Here is a 20,688-nt window from a genome sequence, read left to right on the forward strand (position 1 = left end):
CTACCGCGCCACCGGCAGCCGCAGCAGGAAGCGAGCGCCCCCTCCGGGCACCGTCCCCACCTCCAGCGTCCCGCCGTGCTGCGTGACGATGGCGTGGACGATGGGGAGCCCCAGCCCGGAGCCCTGAACCTTGGTGGTGAAGAAGGGCTCGAAGATGCGGTCCCTCACCGCCTCCGGGACGCCCGGGCCGGTGTCATCCACCGTGAGCCACACCCGCCCCTCCTCCGCGCCGACAGTCAATGTCACGCGGCCTTGCGCGGGCGTGGACTCCAGCGCGTTGAGGCACAGGTTGATGAGCACCTGCCTGAGCCGCTCCTCCTCGCCGGACAGCGCGGGCAACGGCGCCTCCGGAATGACGTGCGTCAGCGCCACCTTCCGCGTCTCGGCCTGACTGCTCAAGAGGTCGACCACGCGGCGCACCAGCGCCTTCACGTCCACGGAGCCGGGGCGGAACTCCCGGGGACGGGCGAACTGGAGGAAGTCCTCCAGGATGTGGTCCAGCCGGCGAATCTCGTCGCGCACCAGCAGCAGCGGCTCCAACAGCGCGCCCTGCTGGCCGTCTTGCAGCCTGCGCACGCGCCGCTCCAGCACGGACAACTGAAGCGCGGCGGCGTTGAGCGGGTTGCGAATCTCGTGCGACAGCCCCGCCGTCATCGTCCCCACGGCGGCCAGCTTCTCCGTCACCTGCGCGCGCCGCGCCAGCTCGCGCTTCTCCGCGTGCAGCCGCACCTGGCGCATCGCCTGCTCCAGCGTGAGGAGCAGCTCGCGCGGCGCGCACGGCTTCATCAAGTACGCACACGCCCCCGCGCGCACCGCCGCCACCGCCGTCTCCAGCGTGGCGAAGCCCGTGAGCAGCACGACTTCCGAGTCCGGCGCGCCCGCCTTCAGCTCCGCCGCCAGCGCCGTCCCGTCACCATCCGGCAGGCGCAGGTCCACCAGCGCCACGTCGAAGCCCTCGCGCGCCTTCTCCCGCGCACTCCGACATGTCGACGCCGCGCGGACCGCGTAGCCCGCGTCCCCCAGCAGCTCCCCCAGGTTGTCGAGGAACGCCGCGTTGTCATCCACGACGAGGACGCGCGAGGGAGGCTGGGCCGTGGGCTCGCTCATGGCCGGGCCTCGGGGCGCTCGGCGTACTTCAACTCCAACGCGCCGATGAGCGCCGCCGTGTCGAAGGGCTTGGAGAAGACCTCCACGCCCGCGCCCAGCGGAGTCAGGTCCGGCCACGCCGTCATGACGAAGGTGGGCAGGCCGGGGTAGCGCGCGCGCAGCCTCCGGAGCGTCTCGCCATCCGGCCCGCCGGGCATGCGCAGGTCCACCAGCGCCGCGAAGGGCGCCGCGCACGAGAGCAGGTCCGCGTCCAGCACCGATGCCACCGTCACACACGAGAAGCCCCGCGCGCGCAGCACCTCGGAGAGGTTGTCGCTCAGCGCCGGGTCATCCTCCGCCACCACCACCAGCCCGTCTCTCCGCGCGCTGGCCAGCAGGCCCATCAACATGGAGATGGGCACCGGCTTGGGCAACACCGCGAGCAGGCCCTCCCGCCGCGCCGTCTCCAAGTCGTCCTCGCGGGGATAGGCCGTCATCACCACGGCGGCCAGGCCCGGGTCCACCCGCCGGATGCGCCGCACCGCGTCCGCGCCGCTCATGCCAGGCATGCGCATGTCCGTCACCAGCGCGTCGAAGCGCGTGGTGGCCACTTCGCGCAGCGCCTCGTCACCGGAGACGACGATGGTGGCCTGGTGGCCCTCGTCCCGGAGGATCTCCGCCAGGTTCTCCGCCAGCGCCCGGTTGTCATCCAGCAGGAGGTAGCGGCGCATGCGGGCCCTCCTCGGGCGTGCTGGGAAGCTGAATCACGAAGCGGGCCCCGGCCCCGGCGCGCGGCGCGTAGGTGATGGTGCCGCCATGACGCTCCAGGATGCGCCGGACGAGCGGCAGGCCCAGGCCGATGCCGCGGGCCTTCGTCGTCATCAGCGGCTCGAAGAGGCGCCCCCGGATGACGTCGCTGACGCCCGGCCCCGAGTCCTCCAGCACCAGCTCCACCCCACCGGACTCGCGCGTGGCGCCGATGAGCGTCACCTCGCCACCCGACTCCTCCAGCGCCTGCACCGCGTTCTCCAGGAGATTGACGAACACCTGGCGCAGCTGTCCGGCGTCTCCATGCACCGGCGGCAGCGCCACCAGCCCCTCCGCGCTGACGCGGACCACCTCCGGACAGGCCACGGCCTTGAGGGCCTCCTGCCAGACCTCGTCCAGCCAGACCTCCTGGTGTTGCAGCGGCCGGTCCCGAATCATGTCCAGCAGGTCGGACACGATGTGGTTGGCGATGCCCACCTGCTCGCCGATGCGGTCCAGGTGCTTCGTCGTGCGCTCGTCAATCGACGGGCCCGCGCGGCTGCGCAGGATGTAGAGCGAGGTCTCGATGACGCCCAGCGGGTTGCGCAGCTCGTGGCCGATGGAGCCCACCAACTGGCCGAAGGTCGCGAGGCGCTCGTGCTTCGCCTGCTGCGCGAGCAGGTCCTCGCGGTAGGTGTGGAGCATGATGGCCAGCTCCAGGTCCAGGATGCGCCCCAGCCCCGCGCGGGCGCTGTGGAGCGTCTCCGGCTGGTCCAGGTACGCCGAGTCGATGATGGCGTTGAGCTCCTGGCGCAGCACGTTCATCGCGCCGAACATGTAGTGCTGCGGCAAAGAGATTCGCACGTGCATCCGGCCGATGCGGCAGCGCAGGGCGAAGTACGCCTCGTCCCACGGGCCTCGCAGGAGCTGGTCCATCCACACCTGCAATGTGCCGCGCAGGTGCCCCACCTGACTCTCGCCGCCCTCCAGGGCCCGCCGCGCGCCCTCGTGCTCCAGGATGCGGTCGTAGAAGACGCGAGCGATGCGGGGGAAATGCGGGTGCGCGATGGCGTGGAGGCCGACGAGTGACTGCTCGTCCCGCGCTCCAAAGCCCACGTACCGCTTCAGCTCCTCGAACAAGGTTTCCGCCATGGTTTCAGGGCCCGAGATTAACCGCTCGCCCCGCTTCGCAGGAGGAACTCCGCAGCAAGCACCAGGCCAGCCCCATGGAGGTAAACCGGCCCCGGTGCGCGCAAGAAATGCGCACCCGCCGCCCCGGGGACGGGAGTGCGCAAATCCTGCGGGAGTGGGCATGGCGACCCGGCCGGCCGCCCTCCCTCCGAGCGTGGCGTCAGTGCGTCAGCGACTGTCGGCCGCGCCCTGTCGACAGGGACTCGCGCGTCACCGTCTCGCGCCCCGTGGCCTTGCCGCGCTCCAGCAGGGACTTCAGGCGCAGCAGGTCATCGTCCATCTGCCGCTTCGGGTCCACGCCCAGCATGCGCGCGAAGGCATGGCCGATGGCGCCCGCGGGCGGGTTGTATGAGAGGCGGATGTCCACCCGCGTGCCACCCTTCGGCGTGGGCTCGAAGTGGATGACGCCCGCGTTCTCCACGGACGTGCCCTGCACGCTCTTCCAGGCGAGCAGCTTGCCGGGCACGCGCTGCGTGACGATGGCCTGCCATTCGAAGTGGAGGCCCGCGGGGCCCTTCACCTTCCAGTGCGAGCGGCCCTCGGTGTCGACGCGAATCTCATCCACGTGCGTCATGAAGCGCGGGAAGTTCTGCATCGCGTCCCAGAAGGCGAAGACCTCCTCCACCGGCGCGTTCACCGTGATGTCCTTGTGCAGCGTCATCGCGCGAGGTCCCACACCGATGCCGGTGAGCCGCCTCAGGTCCAGGTTGCTGAGCGCGCGCAGCCCCAGCACCAGGCTTCCCGCGCCGAGCAGTCCCCCGAGGATTCCGCGCCGCTGGATGGCCCCCGACGCGAGCGACAAGGCCCCGAGCGCGCCGAAGAACCGCGCGGAGGGAGACCAGTGCGCCGGGCCGAAGGTCCGCGACGGTCCCCCGCGCGCGAGCCCGCCTTGAAGCTCGGACCGACGCGCTGAGTCCGCGAAGGGCAGCAGCCGATTCTCCACGCCGCGCACGCCGCGCACGCGCCGGATGAACGGCACCACGCGCTTGAATTCGTCGAGCAGGATGGAGCCCTCCAGCGTCACCACGCCATCGCGCGCGGCCACCTTCACGGAGCCGGGATGCGAGCACACGCGACCCAGCGCGGAGCGGACGCGCTCGGCGAGCGTCACGTCATCCACCGTCTCGGAGCGGAACCGGCCGATGGACTCCAGGAACAGGCCCCGCGAGCGCTGGGCCAGGTCCCGCTTCACGACGCCCGCCGCGCTTCCGGCTTCGTGGGCGGCGTGCACCGCCTTGCCTTGCAGGTGGGACCTGCGCCACCGACCACTGCGAGGATCCGTCCAGTACATCAACCCCACGCCCACCCCCAGCCCCCCGAGCCCCCAAATGGCTGCCTTCATTTCGTGCCTCCTGTCCGGTTTTCGATGAGCCCCATCGGGGGAAGGTGAAGGCGCTCGTGCCGCGGTGCAGCAGCCACGGGCCGGCGGCTCCAGGCCCCGAGGGGATGCTCGCCACCCATGAGCCCCTGAGGGCACAAGGCCCCGCCTGGGACCTGTTCGGGGCGGTGCCCGCCTGCCCGGGCGTGCACAGGTTGAGCGGGCGGATAGACGACCTCTTCAGGAGCACGCCACGCATGCCGACGCAGCAACCGCCGATTCCCGGAACGCCCACGCCGCTGCCGCCCACGCGCGAGCCGACGCCCAACAACCCGGTGAAGGAGCCCGACCCGCAAACGCCCCAGCGTGAGCCGCCAGTCAGGCAGCCGCCCGAGGAGGAGCCTCCTCAGCGCAATCCTCCCGAAATCGAGCCGCCGCTCCCGCCGGACATCACCCCGCCGGGCATCCACGACCCGCCAGCGCCAGGACAGCCGGGGGGCATGCCCACCATCATCGCGGGCGACGCCGGCGAGCAGCCTTCCTGAGCGCCAGGCAACCGTCCTGCCGGGAGTCCCTCGCGAAGGCGCTCCCGACGGGCGGACCTCGGAGGGCCTTGCCCTCGCTCGTCCGACGAGCGGTGAGCGGGGCAGGCCGATTCTTCCCGCGTGCTGCATGGCCAGTTTCAGCGGGAGAGGTACGCCAGGAGGCAGCCGACAAGGAGCTTCACATGCAAGGCCCTGCGTTCCAGGACCGCTTCACGGCGGGTCGAGTCCTCGCGGAGCATCTCGCGCATCATGGCCATCGCCCGAACACCCGGGTGCTGGCCCTGCCGCGCGGCGGCGTCCCCGTGGGCTACGAGGTAGCACGCATGCTGGGCGCGCCCCTGGATGTGTTCATCGTCCGCAAGCTGGGGACTCCCGGTCACGAGGAGCTCGCGATGGGCGCCATCGCCACCGGCGGCGTGCGCGTGCTCAACCCCGAGGTGATTGCCGAGGCGGGCATCCTCCCGGAGGATCTCGACGAGGTGGCCGAGCGAGAGGGCCAGGAGCTGCGGCGCCGCGAGGCCCACTACCGCCAGGGCAGGCCCGCGCTGGACGTGCGCGGACGCAACGTCATCCTCGTGGACGACGGACTCGCCACCGGCTCCTCCATGCGCGCGGCGGTGACGGCGCTCCGTGAGCTGGGTCCGGCTCGCATCATCGTCGCCGTGCCCGTGGCGCCGCTGGAGACGTGCGAGTCCATTGAAGCGCTGGCGGACGAGACGGTGTGCGCGCGGACCCCGGAGCCGTTCTTCGCGGTGGGCCTCTGGTATCGACAGTTCGAGCAGACCTCCGATGAGGAGGTGCGCGCCCTGCTGGAGCGCGCGGCGCGCGAGTCGGGGATGCACCTGGAGCAGCCGGGTCTGCCGTGAGCCTGGCGGGCGCGGAGGACCCGCCCCCTTGCTCACCGAACGACGGAGGCACCTGTCCCCAGGCCTGGCGGCGCGGTGCCGAGCGCGATTCCGGTTAGGCTCGCGCTCCTCACACCCCCATGCACGAGTTCCCCACCCGTCGTCAGATGCTGCTGGCCGTCCTCATGGCCACCGCGCTCGCCGCCCTCATCGAATGGGCGTGGGCCAGCGCGGATGCGGCGAGTCCCCTGCCCCGTGTCCTCTCCACCGCGGCCCTGGTGCTGACGTGCGCCGGCACGCCCGCGCTGCTGCTCGCGCACGCCCGGGAACGCACCCGCCGCGAGCGCGACGCCGCCCTGCGCAGCGCCGGTGACTCCAGCGCCCTGCGCGACGCCATCATGGACGTCACGCCCGTGGGCTTCGCCTTCTTCGACCGCAACCTGCGCTACATCCACGTCAACGCGGCCCTCGCCGCCATGAACGGCCTGCCCGCGGGCGGACACCTGGGCCGCCATGTGTCTGAGGTGATGCCGGCGCTGGGGCGGATGCTCGCGCCGCGGCTCCAACGCGCGCTGGAGACGGATGCGCCCGTCCAGGACACCTGCCTGGAGGTAGAGACTCCCGCCGCGCCGGGCGAACCCCGCTTCTGGTTCGGCAGCTACTCGCGCGTGCGCGGCACCGGCGGCGAGGTGCTCGGCGTCATCGCCGCGCTCTCGGAGCTGACCGAGCGCATGCGCGCGGAGCAGAGCCTCCAGGAGCACGAGGGCCTCCTCGATGTGCTCACGCGCTCGCTGCCCGACTACCTGTGGGGCGGCAAGCTGCGCGACGGCGCGCTGCGCGACTTCTACTGCACGCCCGTCATCGAGCGCACCACGGGCTACCCCGCCTCGGCCTTCGTCGAGCCCGGCCCCGGCGGAGGCCCGCCACCTCTGTGGGCGGAGATGATCCACCCCGAGGACCGCGCTCGCTACCGCGCCCGAATCGAATCGCTCGCGCCCGGCTCCGAGGTGGAGCTGGAGCACCGCCTCATCTGCGCCGACGGCCGCGTGCGCTGGGTGCGCAGCCGCGCGGCGGCCTCCGCGAAGGACAGCCAGGGCGAGCTGCACGTGGGCTGCGTCGTCACCGACATCACCGACCGCTACCTCGCGGACGAGCTGCGCCAGCGGCTCCACGAGAGCTTCCGTCGCTCCGCCCAGGAGTGGCGCCGCACGTTCGACGCCGTCACCTCGCCGCTCGTCGTGCTCGGCGCGGACGGCACCATCCAGCGCCTCAACGCCGCCGCGTGCATCCTCTTCGGCGGGTTGGACCCGTCCGGGCAGCCCCTGTCCACCGTCGCCACCGAGCCGCCGTGGTCCAGCACGCTGCCGCTGGTGGAGGAGTTGCGCCGCACGCATGGCAGCCTCACCCGCGAGGTGAAGGACCCGCGGTCGCGGCGCACGTGGGAGCTGTCCGCCGCGTGGGTGGACGAAGTGGGCGGCGAGGACTCGCGCATCATCGTCGTCGCCACCGAGGTGACGCGCCTGCTGGAGCTGCAGGCCAGCCTGCGCCGCAGCGAGACGATGGCCGCGATGGGCGCCATCGTCGCGGGCGTGGCCCACGAAGTCAGAAACCCCCTCTTCTCCATCTCCGCCGTGGTGGACGCGGTGGAGGCCACCGTCGGAGCCCGCGCGGAGCTGGCCCCCTACCTGGACGTGCTGCGCGGAGAGGTGCGTCGCCTCAACCACCTCACCCAGGAGCTGTTCGAGTATGGCCGCCCCACCCGGGGCGAGTGGGTGGAGGGCCCCGTGCGGCCCGTCGTCGAGGAGGCGCTGGATGCGTGCGCGCTCACCGGAGAGCAGTCCCGCGTGACGGTGACTCGGACGCTCGAGGAGGCCCTGCCGCCGGTGCGCATGGACTCGCGGCGGCTGTTCCATGTCTTCCGCAACGTGGTGGAGAACGCCGTGCAGCACTCGCCCGCGGGCACGAGCGTGAAGGTGGCCACCGCGCAGTTGGAAGAAGAGGGCCGCGCCTGGGTGCGGTGCACCGTGAGGGACGGCGGGCCGGGCTTTCGCGAGGAGGACCTGCCCCACGTCTTCGAGCCCTTCTTCAGCAAGCGACGGGGCGGCACGGGACTGGGCTTGTCCATCGTCCAGCGAATCCTCGAGGAACATCAGGGCGTCATTCGCCTGCGCAACCATCCGGAGGGTGGCGCTGAAGTCACACTGCTGCTACCAGCCGTGTCCTCGCCTTCCGTCAGCATGCACCTGGACTCACTCGCCTCATGACTCGAACCCGCATCCTCCTCGTGGACGACGAGCCCGGCGTCCGGCTGGGCATGAGGGGCTACCTCACCGCCCACGGCTTCGACGTGGACGAAGCCCAGAGCCTCGCCGAGGCCCAGGAAGTCTTCCGCACGCACCGCCCCGACGTCGCGGTGGTGGACTACCGACTCACGGACGGCACCGCGCTGGAGCTGCTGCCCCGCCTCAAGGAGATCGACGCGGCCGTGCCGCTCGTCGTCCTCACCGGCCACGGCTCCATCGAGCTGGCCGTGCAGGCCGTCAAGGAGGGCGCCGAGCAGTTCCTCACCAAGCCCGTGGAGCTGGCCGTCCTCAAGGTCGTCCTGGAGCGACTGGTGGCGCAGCGCCGCGAGCGCCAGCGCCTGCGCGCCGACCTGTCCCGCAATGCGCGCGCCACGGTGGACCCGTTCCTGGGCACCAGCGCCGCCATCCAGGGCCTGCGCGCCGAGGCCGAGCGCATGCAGCACAGCGACAGCCCCGTGCTCGTCACCGGTGAGACGGGCAGCGGCAAGAGCGTGCTCGCGCGCTGGTTGCACGAGGGCGGCCCGCGCGCGGACGCGCCCTTCGTGGACCTCAACTGCGCGGCGCTGTCCAAGGACCTGCTGGACTCGGAGCTGTTCGGCCACGAGAAGGGCGCCTTCACCGGCGCGGTGGCCGCGAAGCAGGGCCTGTTGGAAGTGGCGGACCGGGGCACGCTGTTCCTCGACGAGATTGGCGACATGGACCTGGCCGTCCAGCCCAAGCTCCTCAAGGTGCTGGAGGAGAAGCGCTTCCGGAGGCTCGGTGACGTGCGAGACAGGCGCGTCGACGTGCGCCTCATCGCCGCCACCCACCAGGACCTGAACGTCGCCACGCGCGAGAAGCGCTTCCGCAGCGACCTCTACTTCCGCGTCAGCACGCTCATCCTCCACGTGCCCGCGCTGCGCGAGCGCCCCGAGGACATCCTCGTGCTGGCCCGCCACTTCCTCGCGGAGATGGCCGGCGCGCGCGGACGGGGCGGCGTGGGACTGCAGCCCGACGCGGAGGCCGCGCTCACGCGCTACCCCTGGCCCGGCAACATCCGCGAGTTGCGCAACGTGCTGGAGCGCGCCGTGCTGCTGTCCGGCGGCGGCCCCCTGTCTCGAGGAGACCTGCGCTTCGAGGCCTCCACCGACGAGGCCCGCGTCGAGGACGACCTGACGCTGGAGGAACTGGAGCGCCGCCACATCGAGCGCGTGCTGCGCCGCGAGAATGGCCACGTCGAGCGCGCCGCCCTCCGCCTTGGAATCCCCCGCTCCTCCCTCTATGAGCGGCTGAAACGTTTGGGAATCAACAGATCCGGATTCCAGAAATCGGATCCATGATCTGGAAAAACCCGCCTCTGCTGGAAGGGGGTGGGCTCGCAAGTGCTGGAAAACTCGGTGAGGCCGGGTGAAATGGACCCCTGGCCCCTGACTTGCTCACGGCCCGCGCGTGTCCCAGAACCTCCTCATCGTCGACGACGAATCCGCGCTGTGCTGGGTGCTGGGTCAGTTCTTCGCGAGCGCGGGGTATCGCGTGGACTCGGCGCAGGCGCTGGATGAAGCGCTGGGGCTGATGACGACGGGCCGCTACGACCTGGTCATCAGCGACTTGCGGTTGAGCGGCACCCAATCCGAGGAAGGGCTGGTGCTGGCGGATTTCGTGCGCCGCTTCACGCCGGACACGCGGGTGGTGTTGCTCACGGCGTTCGCCTCGCCGGAGCTGACGGCGCGGGCCCGGGAGCTGGGGGTGGACCTGGTCCTCCCCAAGCCGCAGCCCCTGCCCTCGCTGGCGCTCCACGTCTCCCAATTGTTGGCGGCACGTTGATGTGGCCCGGGCCCTTCTGGCACCGTCGGGCCATGCGAGTGCATTTTCACCCCCTCCCCCCCGCCTCTCGCGGACGGAGCACGAGGACCCGGGCGCGGCACGCGGCTGACGTCGGAAGCTCCCTGATGCTGGCGCTGCTGGGTGTCCTCCTCCTGACGACGGGCACGGCCCGAGCGCAGGTCCAGGCGTCCCAGGCCATCGACGTGCAGCAGTACAAGCCCGGGCCTGGCGCCTACGACGTGCTGGGGCTGCATGGCGCGCGCGTGGGCAAGCACCTGGAGTGGAACCTGGGGCTGTCGGTCAACTACGCGGAGGATCCGCTCAACCTGTTGGATCCGCGTCGCGACGAGTTCGTGTACCGCATCGTCGACAGTCAGCTCTCCGTGGACCTGATGGGCGCGGTGGCCCTGTTCGACCGGGTGGAGCTGGGCGTGTCGCTGCCCCTCACCACGACGACGTCGCAGCCCGCGACGGCCATCTCCCCCACGCTGGCGAACGGCGCCGCTGGCACAGGCGTGGGTGACTTGCGGCTGGTGCCGAAGCTGCGGCTGCTGTCGACGGAGGGCGGCCTGCACCTGGCCCTCGTCGCGCCGGTGACGCTGCCCACGGCGGGCGCGGCGGACTACCTGGGGGCCAAGGGGCTCACCTTCCAGCCGAGGCTCGCGGCCGAGTGGGTGGGAGACTCGCTGCGGCTGCTGGCGAATGTCGGCGTGAATCTTCGCGGCGAGCAGCGGCTGCGCAACCTGCGCGTGGGCCATGAGTTCACCTACGGCGTGGGCGCGGAGGTGCCGCTCACGCAGAAGCTGTCCGTCGCGGCGACGCTGGCGGGCGCGCTGGGGCTCAAGGAGTCCAACTCCGAGGAGCGTCCATTGGAGGCGCTCGGCGCGGTGAAGTACCGCGTCACGAAGGAGCTGTCGGCGCACGTGGGCGCGGGACCGGGCCTCACGCGAGGCTACGGCACGCCGGGCTTCCGCCTGCTCGGAGGACTCGCCTGGACGGCCTCGTCGCCCGCGGCCCCGTCCTCGTCCCACTGCGCGCTGGGGCCCGAGGACTTCGATGGCTTCCAGGACGACGACAACTGCCTGGACCCGGACGACGACAACGACGGCATCCTGGATGGCCCCGACGTGTGCCCTGGCGAGCCGGAGACGTTCAACGGCTACCAGGACGAGGATGGCTGCCCGGACTCGCCCACCGAGCACACGACGGATGCCGGCTCCACTCCAGCGCCGAGCACCCCGCTGACGCTGGCGCCTCCGGCGGTGGACACCGACGGCGACGGGCTCATCGATTCCGAGGACCGCTGCCCCACGGAGCCCGAGGACCTGGACGGCTTCGAGGACACGGACGGCTGCCCGGAGCCGGACAATGACCGCGACGGCGTGCCGGACGCGGTGGATGCCTGCCCGCTGGAAGCGGAGACCATCAACGGCGTGAAGGACGAGGACGGGTGCCCCGACAAGGGCAAGTCCAGCGTGCGGCTGGAAGGCTCGCGCATCGTCATCCTCGAGAAGGTCTACTTCGCCACCGGCAAGGACGTCATCCTGCCCAAGTCCTACGGACTGCTCGCGCAGGTGTCCGCGGTCCTCAAGGCGAACCCGCAACTGGAGCGGGTGCGCGTGGAGGGACACACGGATGACCAGGGCTCGGACACGAGCAACCTGGACCTGTCGCAGCGCCGCGCGAACAACGTGCGGGAGTTCCTGCTGAAGGCCGGAATCTCGCCGGAGCGGCTGGAAGCGGTGGGCCACGGCGAGACGAAGCCCGTGGAGAGCAATGCGACGGCGCGGGGCCGGGAGAACAACCGCCGCGTCGAGTTCAACATCGTGAAGACCGCCGAGCCCTCGGCGCAAGAGGCCACGCCATGACTCGGACCCTTCCCTGGTTGATGGTGTTCGCCCTGTCGGGTTCCCAGGCCTGGGCCCAGGACACGACGCGAAGTGACGCGTGCGGCGGCCTGCGCTTCGTCAACGGCCGCGTGGAGCTGGGACGCAAGCTGGAGCCGAAGGGGCCCGCGACGGAGGCGTGCTTGAGGCACGTGGCGGAGGCGCTCATGGCGCGGCCCGCCATCCGCTCGGTGACGGTGGCCGCGCGGCTGCCGGACGCGGAGCGGCTGGATGGACAGGGCCTCGCGGTGGCGAAGGCCGCGGCGGACGTGCTGGTGTCCGCGGGCGTGGCGCGCACGCGCGTGTCCGCGGTGGCACCTCCGGCGGTACCGGGGGAGCCGGGTCAGCTCCAGTTCGCCTACGTCGAGCGTCCCGCGCAGCCCCGCGTGGCCCAGGTGCGCGCGGCCAACGGAGACGTCTCCGCGGGCCCCAGCGCCGAGGCACTGAAGCCCCGCGGCGTGGGGGACTCGCTCTACACAGGCGAGCTGTTCCAGACGAACAAGGACGCGAGCGCGGAGCTGGAGCTGGCGGACACCAGCCGGGTGCGGGTGATGGCGGACAGCCTGCTGCGCCTGGGTGCCATCGAGCTGGGAGCGAACTCGAAGCGCGTGGTGCGGCTGGAGCTGATGCGCGGCTCGGTGGAGACGGTGGCCGCGCCGGGTGGCGAGGGCTCCGTGTTCGAGGTGCGCACGCGAGGCGCGGTGGCAGGCGTGCGAGGGACTCAGTTCCGCGTGTCGGCTCAAGAGGACGGCGGCAGCCGCCTGGAGACGCTCGAGGGCAAGGTGGCGCTGGGCGCGGACCAGGGCGAGGTCGAGGTGGCCGGAGGCCATGGCTCCCGCGTGCTGCCTGGTGCCGCGCCGGAGCCGCCCCGGCCGTTGCTCACCGCGCCGTTGCTGAACGGGCCACGGGGAGGCAGCTTCACCACGCCGCCGAAGCTGGAGTGGTTCACCGTGGTGGGCGCGAAGACGTACCGCGTGGAGCTGGGCCGGACGGCGGACTTCGCCGCGAGCGCTCGCACGTACGAGGCGCAAGGCCAGGCGTTCACCGTGCCGACGGACCTCACGGGCAAGTGGTTCTGGCGCGTGCTTCCGGTGGACGCTGATGGTTTCATCGGCTTCCCATCGAAGATCTTCGCGTTCGACCTCCGCCCCTGAGCCCCTGAGTCCACCGATGCCCCCGAGCCCCGAGTCACCCGCGCGTGGCATGCGCCTCCCTCGCCCTTCCCCCGCGATGTGGCGAGGACTGGCGGGAGTGGTGGGGCTCGCGCTCGCGGGAGTGACGGCGGTGACAGGGGGCGCGCCGGGATTGTTCGAGCGCGGGCTGTATGACCAGGCCGCGAGCCGGCTCCTGCCGGGAGTCCCTCGCAGCGCGGACCTGGTGCTGGTGGAGGTGGATGACCGGGCGTTGTCCGCGCTGGGCGAGCGGTGGCCGCTGTCGCGCGCGACGTGGGCCCGGGCCTTTCGCGCGATGGCGGCCCAGCGTCCCGCGGCGGTGGCGGTGGACGTGGTGTTCGACCAGCCCGGCTCGCGGGATGCGCTGGAGCTGGGGGAGGACGTGCTGGGGGCGCTGCGTGACTCGGGCCTCGCGGACCAGCCCGCGGGCGCCGCGCTGGTGGCGGACCTGGAAGCGCGGCTGCATGCCCAGGACGGGGATGCCCGACTGGCGGAGTCACTCGCGGAGAACGGCACCGTCATCCTCGGCGCAGCCGCGCTCACCGAAGACGTGTCGCTGATGCCGCCGCTCGCGGACGGGGTGCTCGGCTCGCCGTTGCCGTTGCCCGTGGACTCGCTGCGGCTCCAGGCCCGCGAGGTCGCCGGCAGCATCGCGCCCTTGCGGATGGCGGCGCAGGGCAGCGGCACGCTGAACATGTTGGTGGACGCGGATGGCGTCATCCGCCGCTATCCCTACGTCGTCGGCGTGGATGGGCATGTCTGGCCGTCCCTGGCCCTGGCCACCGCGCTGCGCCTGATGCCCGAACAGTTCGAGTCCCTGCTGCGTCGGGCGACCCTCGACGACGGCGCGCCGCTGATGCGCCTGCCCGCGCCGGACTGGCTGCCCCGGGTGAGCCTGGCGGATGTGCTCCAGGCGGACCCGCGCTCGGTGGGGCTGGACCTGGCGCTGCGAGGCAAGACGGTCTTCGTGGGTGTCACCGCGACGGGGCTCCATGGGCAGAGCACGCTTCCAGGACAGGTGGCGGTGCCGGGAGTGGAGATTCACGCCTTCGCCCTGGACAACCTGCGCGCGGACCGGCTGATGCGCTCGTCGGGACTCGTGGCGCTGGCGGGCCTGTTGGAGACGGCCGTGGTGTTGCTGCTCTTCGGCTGGCGGTGCCGACGCTCGCGCACGCTGCGCGCCGTGGCGCTGACCGCGCTGGGGTTCGGCGTGGTGCATGTCGGGCTGGTGGGGTGGCTCGCGGCGGACTTCGGCTGGGTGCTGCCGTTGCTGCCGGCGTGCGTGGGGCTGGGGTTGATGCTGCTGGTGGACTCGGCGGCGCGCACGGAGGAGCTGGGCCGTCAGCGGGGCGCGCTGCGTCGCCTCTTCGTCCGCTACCCCCAGGCCGCCCCGGTGCCCCCGGGGGAGTCCCGGTAGGTCCGCGCCTCCACTGACACCCGAGCAACCTGGCGGGTGCGGGCCCTGTAACCAGCGAGCCGCCATCCGTGGCAGCATCCGTGAAACATGGCCCGCTACGCCCTCATCGCCGAGCCTGATCCTCACCGAGCCGCTGGATTGCTTGCCCTCGTCACCGGAGAGGGATTGGAGGGCGTGCTGGCCCGGGATGGCGCGGAGGCACAGGAGGTGGTGCGACAGCGCAGCGCCCCCGCCCTGCTCCTCACGGACCTGGCGCTGCCGCGCGTGGATGGCTTCTCGCTGCTGACGTGGCTGCGCGAGCGAGAGGACGCGGAGGCCACGCAGGTGGTGGTGGTGACGGCGTTCGACGAGCTGCGCGTGCGGGCGTGGCAGCTCAAGGACGCGCTCGGCATCCACTCGCTCTTGAGCCGCCGAGCGTCCGTGGAGACGGTGCGGGACACCGTGCGTCGCGTCCTCGCGGGCCAGCGGCCCCTGCCCTCTACCGCCGCCGAGAGCTCGACGGACGACGAGCGTCAGCGACTGGAGCGCATCGAAGCGATGCGACTGGTGGACGAGGGCCCGCCCGAGACGGAGCTCCAGGAGCTGGTCACCGAGGTGGCGCAGGCCTTCGCCGTGCCCGTGGCGCTGCTGACGCTGGTGCTGGGAGATCGGCAGTGGTTCAAGGCGCACGTGGGGCTGCCCCATGCGCTCGCGCGAGACAGAGGCACGCCTCGCGACTGGGCCTTCTGTCACCACGTGGTGATGGGCCGCGAGTCGCTGGTTGTCCCGGACGCCACGCGCCATCCGGTGTTTCGAGACAACCCACTGGTGCGCGACGGAATCGTGGGCAGCTACGCGGGCGCGCCGCTGGTGACGCCGAGTGGAGAAGTCCTGGGCACGTTGTGTGTCATCGACACGCGGCCCCTCGTGCTCGGCACGGAGGACCTGGCCGCGCTGCGTGAGCTGGCCCGACGCGTGGCGGGAGACCTGGAGCTCAAGTCCCGTGCGCGGATGGAGGCCCGCGACGTGGGGCGCTCGCGACAGGAGCCCTCGCGCTCGGAGGTCGCGGCGCTGGCGCACATCCGCGACGCCATCCAAGCGCTCGACGTGGCGACGCTGCTGGTGGCGCCTGGACGGCAGCCCTTCGCGGGCAACGCCGCGCTGTCGGAGATGCTGGGCCTGCCGCTGGAGAGCATTCCGAAGCTGACGTTCGACGCCTTCCGTCAGCACGTTGCGGGACTGACGGCGGACCCCTCCGGCCGCTCGCTGCTGCTCGACCTCGCGTCGGAGTCCTCACGGGGACTGCACCTGACGCTCGCGCTGGAGCATCCGCGTCCGCGCCGCCTCCGCTGGGTGGCCCGGCCCTTCCCGATTCCAGGAGGAACCGCGCAGCTCCTCACGCTCTCCGAGCTGGGGGGCACCTCGCCCCGGGATGACCGTGAGCGGATGCTGCGCGTGGATGCGCTCACGGGGCTGGCCACGCGGCGTGTCGGCGAGGAGCGCCTGCTGCGGGAGATTGGTCGCTGCCGCCGAGACGGCGCGCCGTGCGGTGTGCTCCTGGTGGACCTGGTGGGACTGGGCCGGCTCAACCTGCGGCAGGGCTTCGACGTGGGAGACAGCGCGCTGCGCGACGTGGCGCGGCGCCTGGAGGACGTGGGCGCGCCGACCGGCTTCGCGGTGCGCTGGGAGGGAGGCTCGCTGCTGGTGGCGCTGCCGGGCCAGGATGCGGAGGCCACGGAGGCCGTGCGCACCCGGCTCCACGAAGAGCTGGGGTCCTTCGAGTTCCACAGCGCCGTGGTGGCCGTCACGGGTGAAGAAGACCCACGGGAGACGCTGGCCCGAGCCCACGCGGCCCTGGCGCGAGCGAAGGCCGAGCACCGCGCCAGGGCGGGCACCCCGGGCTGAGTCGTGGGACAGGGGAACGGTGTAGAACTCCACCGCATGGCCCCTTCACCCGTGCCCGACCGGCTCCGACTGCCTCTCTCCTTCGACGCGGCGCGACTGCGGGACGAGCTGGCGCGCCTGCCCGCGGAGACGTGGGTGCCGCACTTCAACACCCGCTATTACGAGGGCGACTGGAGCGGCGTGCCGCTGCGCTCCGTGGGTGGCATGGAGGGGCGGCTCTACCCCGACCCCACGGCACGGCAGAGCTACGAGGACACACCGCTGCTCGGGCGCTGCCCCGCGTTTCGCGAGGCGCTCGCGGCGTTCCAATGTCCCATCGGCTCCGCGCGACTGTTGAAGCTCGCGGCGCGGGCGCACATCCGCGAGCACACGGACTACAACCTGGGCTTCGAGGATGGCGAGGTGCGCCTCCACATCCCCCTCGTCACGCACCCCGACGTGGCCTTCGTCCTCGCGGGCCAGCGCGTGGACCTCCAGCCCGGCGAGTGCTGGTACCTGAACTTCAACCTCCCCCACCGCGTGGACAACTTCGGGGACACGGACCGCGTGCACCTGGTGCTCGACTGCGTGGTGGATGATTGGCTCCGTGACGTCTTCGCGCGGGCCATGGCCCCTGGCGGCGTCCGTGTCGCGTGAGGACTTCGAGCGCTTCCGCCAGCGCGTCCTGGAGGACCTGTCGCTGCAGGAGGCGCTGCGAGCCCCGATGGAGGTGTCGGCCTTCCTCGCGCTGGCGACCCGCCTGGGCGCGGAGCAGGGCTGTCACTTCAGCGCGGAGGAGCTGAAGGACCTCATCCGGGATGCACGCCGGAGCTGGCTCGGAGACTGGGTATGAGCCTCGCGCCGGATGACGCGCGACTGGAGGGCTGGATTCCCGCGCGCATCCACGTCGATGGGGAGGTGCCTCGCGTCGACTGGTGCCACCTGGGCGACAAGCGCTTCACGGACCCGTTCTTCGACGAGACGCTGGAGCGCAGGCTTCGCAACCCGTTCGCCCTGCTCTTCCGGCACCAGACGTCGATGGAGACGCTGGTGGCGCGCCGCGCCGTGCGTCCGGGGTTGCCCGTCAAGGGCCTCGTGTTCCACATGTCCCGCTGTGGGTCGACGTTGCTCGCGCAGCTCCTGGCCGCGCTGCCCCGCCACATCGTGCTGTCCGAAGCGAGCCCCGTGGATGTCGTCCTGCGCCTGCACCTTCGGCTCCGACACGTCACCGACGAACAGCGAATCGAGTGGCTGCGCGCGGTCGTCGCGGCGCTCGGTCAGCGGCGGAACCCCGAGGAAGAGGGCGTCTTCCTCAAGCTGGATGCGTGGCACGTGCTGGAGCTGCCGCTGCTCCAGCGGGCGTTTCCCGGAGTGCCATGGCTGTTCCTCTATCGAGACCCGGTGGAGGTCATGGCCTCGCATCAGAAGCACCGGGGCGCGCACATGCTGCCTGGAGTGCTGGAGCCCGCACGCGTCGGACTTGATTCGGGGCGGCTCTCCGAGCTGTCGCTGGAGGAGTATGGCGCCCGGGTGCTCGCGCGACTCTGTGAGGCGGGGCTGCGGGCGTACCGCGAACGTCAGGGGCCCGCACGGCTGTTGAACTACCGCCAACTCCAGGACAGCGCAGTGTCGCAGCTCGTGGACCTCTTCAAGCTGGAGCCGACGGCTTCCGAGCATGAGCTGCTGGCCGCCGCCGCCGCGCGCGATGCGAAGAACCCTGTGCTGACGTTCGAGGATGACACCCAGGACAAGGCTCGCACTGTCTCCGACACCTCCCGCGCCATGGCGGAGCGGTGGGTCCGCGAGGTCTACGACTCGCTCGAAGCCGAGCGCCTGCGCGACGCCGCCGAGCCCGACCGTACGCGCTCGCGGTGAGTATCAGACGGATGGGCACGCTGAAGAGATACACGCGTGCCGCAACCGAAGCGATTGACCGACTCAAAATGCTGTCAGTTGAGACCCGTGTCAGGGCTGAAGCAGCCAAAGGCACGATACAGGGGGCTGTCTCTTCCGAAACGCGCAGGTGAGGCGGACGTTCGACTTCAGAGTGCGGGCCGTGCTCAATTGTGTCTGGGACAGACTTGCCGTGCGCATACGGCGGCTGGCCCGTCACCCCACTCACCACCGGAAGAATCCAATGAAACGGATAGGGATGGTAGTCGCGCTGCTCGTGTGCCTGAGCGAAGCTCGCCAAGCTCAAGCCGCTGCCTTGAATTCAGCGGCGCTGCGCGAACGCATCAGCGTGTCGCTGGCCGCCGACAAACGCGAGCTGGCGCTGACGCTGGCGAAGCAGGACGCGGTGCTGCGAAGGGACCTCGCCTCGCGCCTGAGTGGCGAGCACCTGGCGGTGGACTTGAAGCAGTGGCTGGGCACGGTGTCGGCCCCCTCCTCTGTCTCGGCTGTGGTGGGGCGCGCGGACCTGAGCATTCGCCAGCGCAAGGGCCTGGAGCGCGAGCTGGACAGCCTGCTCCAGCTTCGTCTCGCCAGTGCCTCCATGCTGCCGGCGCTGAAGCGAGGCGTTGAGCCCCTTTATGCATACGAGCCGGATGGGAATGACTCCCAGTGGCGATTCATCGAGGCCTTCGACCGACATGGCGGCGTGCACCGCCTGGACGTGCAACGGATGCCCGAGCAACCGGTGTTGGTGGTGGACATCGACTCGCGCAAGGACCTGGCCGCGGGCGTCAAGCTCATGCGCGAGCGCCTCGTGGCGCTCGGCCAGCGTCCCATGCCGCTCCCGACTGTCAGCGCGGCGGCGACCAGCACGCCGGTGACGATTCTCGACCGCGTCTATCTGAACGACGACGAGGAGCCGTGGATCTCCGGCGACGCGGAGGTCTATGCCATCGTCAACGGTGTCGACCCCAGCCGCGACGAGCCGCAGTTGGATATCGTCGACATGCCCTACCTGGAGACAGACGGTAGGACGTACTCGCCGAACCAGGTCCTGATCTTCTGGGACCGCTACCGCTGGGCGGCGGCGAACGTGGTCCTCATGGAGCACGACGACAACACCAACTATCAAGAACTGGTGAGCTATCTGTTCACCATCGCGAGTCAAATCCTGACGGCCATGGGCCATCCGGAGATCTCCGCCCTGGTGGCCCTGGGCAGCGAACTGGTGGCTCGCATGCCTGGTGAATGGTTCAGCAACGACGATGACTACGTTGACTCGTACTACACCTTGGAGAAGAACCACTCCTACACCAACCATGGTGGAGCACGCGGCAACGCGGTGGTGTCTCTCAGACCCTATGAAATCGCGGGCCAGTAGCAGGGCATAGGCAACGAGGGGCGCGCTGGAGACTGGAGGGGTCGAGGAAGAGCGACTCGACCCCTCACCAGGAGACGGGCTCCGGAGACAGCGCGAGCGAGTCGATGCGCGCCATGAACGACACCACCTGGTCTCGATTGGGGAGCCCCGACAGTGCCCCCAGTCGCATGGTGGCCAGGGCCGCCGTCGCGTGAGCGAAGCGCGCTGCGTCGGTGAGCGAGCGACGTTCGCCCAGGGCGACACAGAGGGCGGCGGAGAACGCATCCCCCGCGCCCGTGGTGTCCACCCAGTCCACGGGCAGGTTCGGCAGCCAGAGCTCGCTCTCGGTCCCCAGCAGCAGCGTCCCTTGAGGCGCGGCCACCACGGCCGTGCCCACGCCTCGGCGCAACAGGTTCTCCGCGGCCCTTCGCGCGGAGTCGCGGTCCACCACCTCGAGCCCCGTCAGCACCTCCGCCTCCGCGTCGTTGAGGCGGATGACATGAACGGCCTCGAGCAATTCCTCCGGGAGGGTGCTCGGAGGCGCGGGGTCCAGGACGACATGCGTGCCGGCGGCGCGAGCGATGTGCACCGCCGCGATGACCGCGGCCAGCTGAGCCAGCAGCACATCCGCGCCAGAGATGCGGTCCTCGGCGGCAATGACGTCCGCGACGCTGAGCCGCCGGTTGGCGCCCTCGGCGGAGAGGCTCTGCCGCCGTCCGCTCTCATCCACCATCTCCAGCACGACGCCCGTGGAGAAGCCCGGGTCCCTGGACACGGCGCGAGTCTCCACCCCCTCCCCTTCCAGCTGCTCCAAGAGCGCGAGCCCCCGGGCATCCATGCCCACCCGGCCCAACAGCGTGGAGCGTGCGCCCAGTCGGGACGCGGCCACGGCGGCGTTGGCACCCTTCCCGCCCAGACTCTCGAGGAAGAGATGCCCCTCCACATGCTCTCCGGCGCGCGGGAGCCGAGGCCCCTGGACGAGAAAGTCCGTGTTGATTCCACCGACCACGAGAATGTCGGCCTGTCGACGTGGAGCCATGACTGTCGTCCCCCTCCCCAACCCACTGTCCGATGACCTGACTCATCCCAGGAACATAGGAGCGGAAGCCACCTCAAGGTAGGCATGAAATCGGCCCCGGTCCTGACCTCGCCATGAATTGACAGGGACCTGTTCCCCAGTGAATCCTAATACCTGGCAGGCACGATTGAACGAAGCGGACACCAAGTGGCTGACATGCGCCGCTCCGCTCCCCAGGTAC

General features: G+C 71.0%; 18 protein-coding genes. 13 read left to right on the forward strand and 5 right to left on the reverse strand.

All coding sequences use genetic code 11. The features are described from left to right. From LZ199_RS15255 to LZ199_RS15270, 4 genes are all read right to left on the reverse strand, one after another. Entirely contained in the window at nucleotides 1–1,107 is a 1,107-nt protein-coding gene (locus LZ199_RS15255; RefSeq protein ID WP_253994409.1) for an ATP-binding protein, read from the reverse strand. After that, entirely contained in the window at nucleotides 1,104–1,817 is a 714-nt protein-coding gene (locus LZ199_RS15260) for a response regulator (protein ID WP_253994410.1), read from the reverse strand. Before LZ199_RS15260 ends, LZ199_RS15255 begins: the two co-directional genes overlap by 4 nt. After that, nucleotides 1,792–2,985, reverse strand: coding sequence for a sensor histidine kinase (locus tag LZ199_RS15265; RefSeq protein WP_253994411.1), 1,194 nt, complete (start codon nucleotides 2,983–2,985; stop codon nucleotides 1,792–1,794). The genes LZ199_RS15260 and LZ199_RS15265 overlap by 26 nt, the downstream gene beginning before the upstream one ends. 199 nt (nucleotides 2,986–3,184) lie before the next feature. Further along, nucleotides 3,185–4,366: an SRPBCC family protein gene (locus LZ199_RS15270; RefSeq protein ID WP_253994412.1), complete on the reverse strand. Its 1,182-nt coding sequence runs from the start codon at nucleotides 4,364–4,366 to the stop codon at nucleotides 3,185–3,187. A 233-nt stretch (nucleotides 4,367–4,599) separates the two neighbouring features. Here LZ199_RS15270 and LZ199_RS15275 point away from each other — a divergent pair, with 233 nt between their 5' ends. The 13 genes from LZ199_RS15275 (at nucleotide 4,600) to LZ199_RS15335 (ending at nucleotide 19,450) form a co-directional block, all read left to right on the forward strand. Next, complete coding sequence (locus LZ199_RS15275) at nucleotides 4,600–4,887, forward strand: hypothetical protein (protein WP_253994413.1); 288 nt, start codon at nucleotides 4,600–4,602, stop codon at nucleotides 4,885–4,887. Nucleotides 4,888–5,069: 182 nt separating this feature from the next. Then, the gene (locus tag LZ199_RS15280; protein WP_253994414.1) at nucleotides 5,070–5,753 is read left to right on the forward strand and encodes a phosphoribosyltransferase; all 684 of its coding nucleotides are present in this window, start codon (nucleotides 5,070–5,072) and stop codon (nucleotides 5,751–5,753) included. A 119-nt stretch (nucleotides 5,754–5,872) separates the two neighbouring features. Further along, nucleotides 5,873–7,996 (forward strand): PAS domain-containing sensor histidine kinase, encoded by a 2,124-nt coding sequence (locus tag LZ199_RS15285; RefSeq protein ID WP_253994415.1) that lies wholly within the window; start codon nucleotides 5,873–5,875, stop codon nucleotides 7,994–7,996. Then, nucleotides 7,993–9,354 carry a sigma-54-dependent transcriptional regulator gene (locus LZ199_RS15290; protein ID WP_253994416.1) on the forward strand — a complete coding sequence of 454 codons (1,362 nt, stop codon included), beginning with the start codon at nucleotides 7,993–7,995 and terminating at the stop codon, nucleotides 9,352–9,354. Before LZ199_RS15285 ends, LZ199_RS15290 begins: the two co-directional genes overlap by 4 nt. 109 nt (nucleotides 9,355–9,463) lie before the next feature. Next, entirely contained in the window at nucleotides 9,464–9,838 is a 375-nt protein-coding gene (locus LZ199_RS15295; protein WP_253994417.1) for a response regulator, read from the forward strand. Nucleotides 9,839–9,963: 125 nt separating this feature from the next. Further along, nucleotides 9,964–11,706 carry an OmpA family protein gene (locus tag LZ199_RS15300; RefSeq protein WP_407667202.1) on the forward strand — a complete coding sequence of 581 codons (1,743 nt, stop codon included), beginning with the start codon at nucleotides 9,964–9,966 and terminating at the stop codon, nucleotides 11,704–11,706. Next, nucleotides 11,703–12,878: a FecR family protein gene (locus LZ199_RS15305; RefSeq protein ID WP_253994419.1), complete on the forward strand. Its 1,176-nt coding sequence runs from the start codon at nucleotides 11,703–11,705 to the stop codon at nucleotides 12,876–12,878. Before LZ199_RS15300 ends, LZ199_RS15305 begins: the two co-directional genes overlap by 4 nt. Before the next feature lie 49 nt (nucleotides 12,879–12,927). Beyond that, complete coding sequence (locus tag LZ199_RS15310; RefSeq protein WP_253994420.1) at nucleotides 12,928–14,313, forward strand: CHASE2 domain-containing protein; 1,386 nt, start codon at nucleotides 12,928–12,930, stop codon at nucleotides 14,311–14,313. Nucleotides 14,314–14,400: 87 nt separating this feature from the next. Continuing rightward, nucleotides 14,401–16,197 (forward strand): GGDEF domain-containing response regulator, encoded by a 1,797-nt coding sequence (locus tag LZ199_RS15315; RefSeq protein ID WP_253994421.1) that lies wholly within the window; start codon nucleotides 14,401–14,403, stop codon nucleotides 16,195–16,197. A 36-nt stretch (nucleotides 16,198–16,233) separates the two neighbouring features. Further along, on the forward strand, nucleotides 16,234–16,833 hold the full coding sequence (locus LZ199_RS15320) for an aspartyl/asparaginyl beta-hydroxylase domain-containing protein (protein WP_253994422.1): 600 nt from the start codon (nucleotides 16,234–16,236) through the stop codon (nucleotides 16,831–16,833). Next, nucleotides 16,823–17,029 carry a Nif11-like leader peptide family natural product precursor gene (locus LZ199_RS15325; RefSeq protein WP_253994423.1) on the forward strand — a complete coding sequence of 69 codons (207 nt, stop codon included), beginning with the start codon at nucleotides 16,823–16,825 and terminating at the stop codon, nucleotides 17,027–17,029. Before LZ199_RS15320 ends, LZ199_RS15325 begins: the two co-directional genes overlap by 11 nt. After that, a complete protein-coding gene (locus LZ199_RS15330; protein ID WP_253994424.1) occupies nucleotides 17,026–18,051 on the forward strand; it encodes a sulfotransferase family protein in 1,026 nt (341 codons plus the stop codon). The genes LZ199_RS15325 and LZ199_RS15330 overlap by 4 nt, the downstream gene beginning before the upstream one ends. A gap of 334 nt (nucleotides 18,052–18,385) precedes the next feature. After that, nucleotides 18,386–19,450 (forward strand): DUF3103 domain-containing protein, encoded by a 1,065-nt coding sequence (locus LZ199_RS15335; protein ID WP_253994425.1) that lies wholly within the window; start codon nucleotides 18,386–18,388, stop codon nucleotides 19,448–19,450. A 64-nt stretch (nucleotides 19,451–19,514) separates the two neighbouring features. Here the strand turns inward: LZ199_RS15335 and LZ199_RS15340 are convergent, their stop codons facing one another. Continuing rightward, a complete protein-coding gene (locus tag LZ199_RS15340) occupies nucleotides 19,515–20,468 on the reverse strand; it encodes a ribokinase (RefSeq protein ID WP_253994426.1) in 954 nt (317 codons plus the stop codon). Between the last annotated feature and the right edge of the window lie 220 nt (nucleotides 20,469–20,688).

The sequence above is a fragment of the Myxococcus qinghaiensis genome, assembly GCF_024198215.1.
Taxonomy (GTDB): Bacteria; Myxococcota; Myxococcia; order Myxococcales; family Myxococcaceae; genus Myxococcus; species Myxococcus qinghaiensis.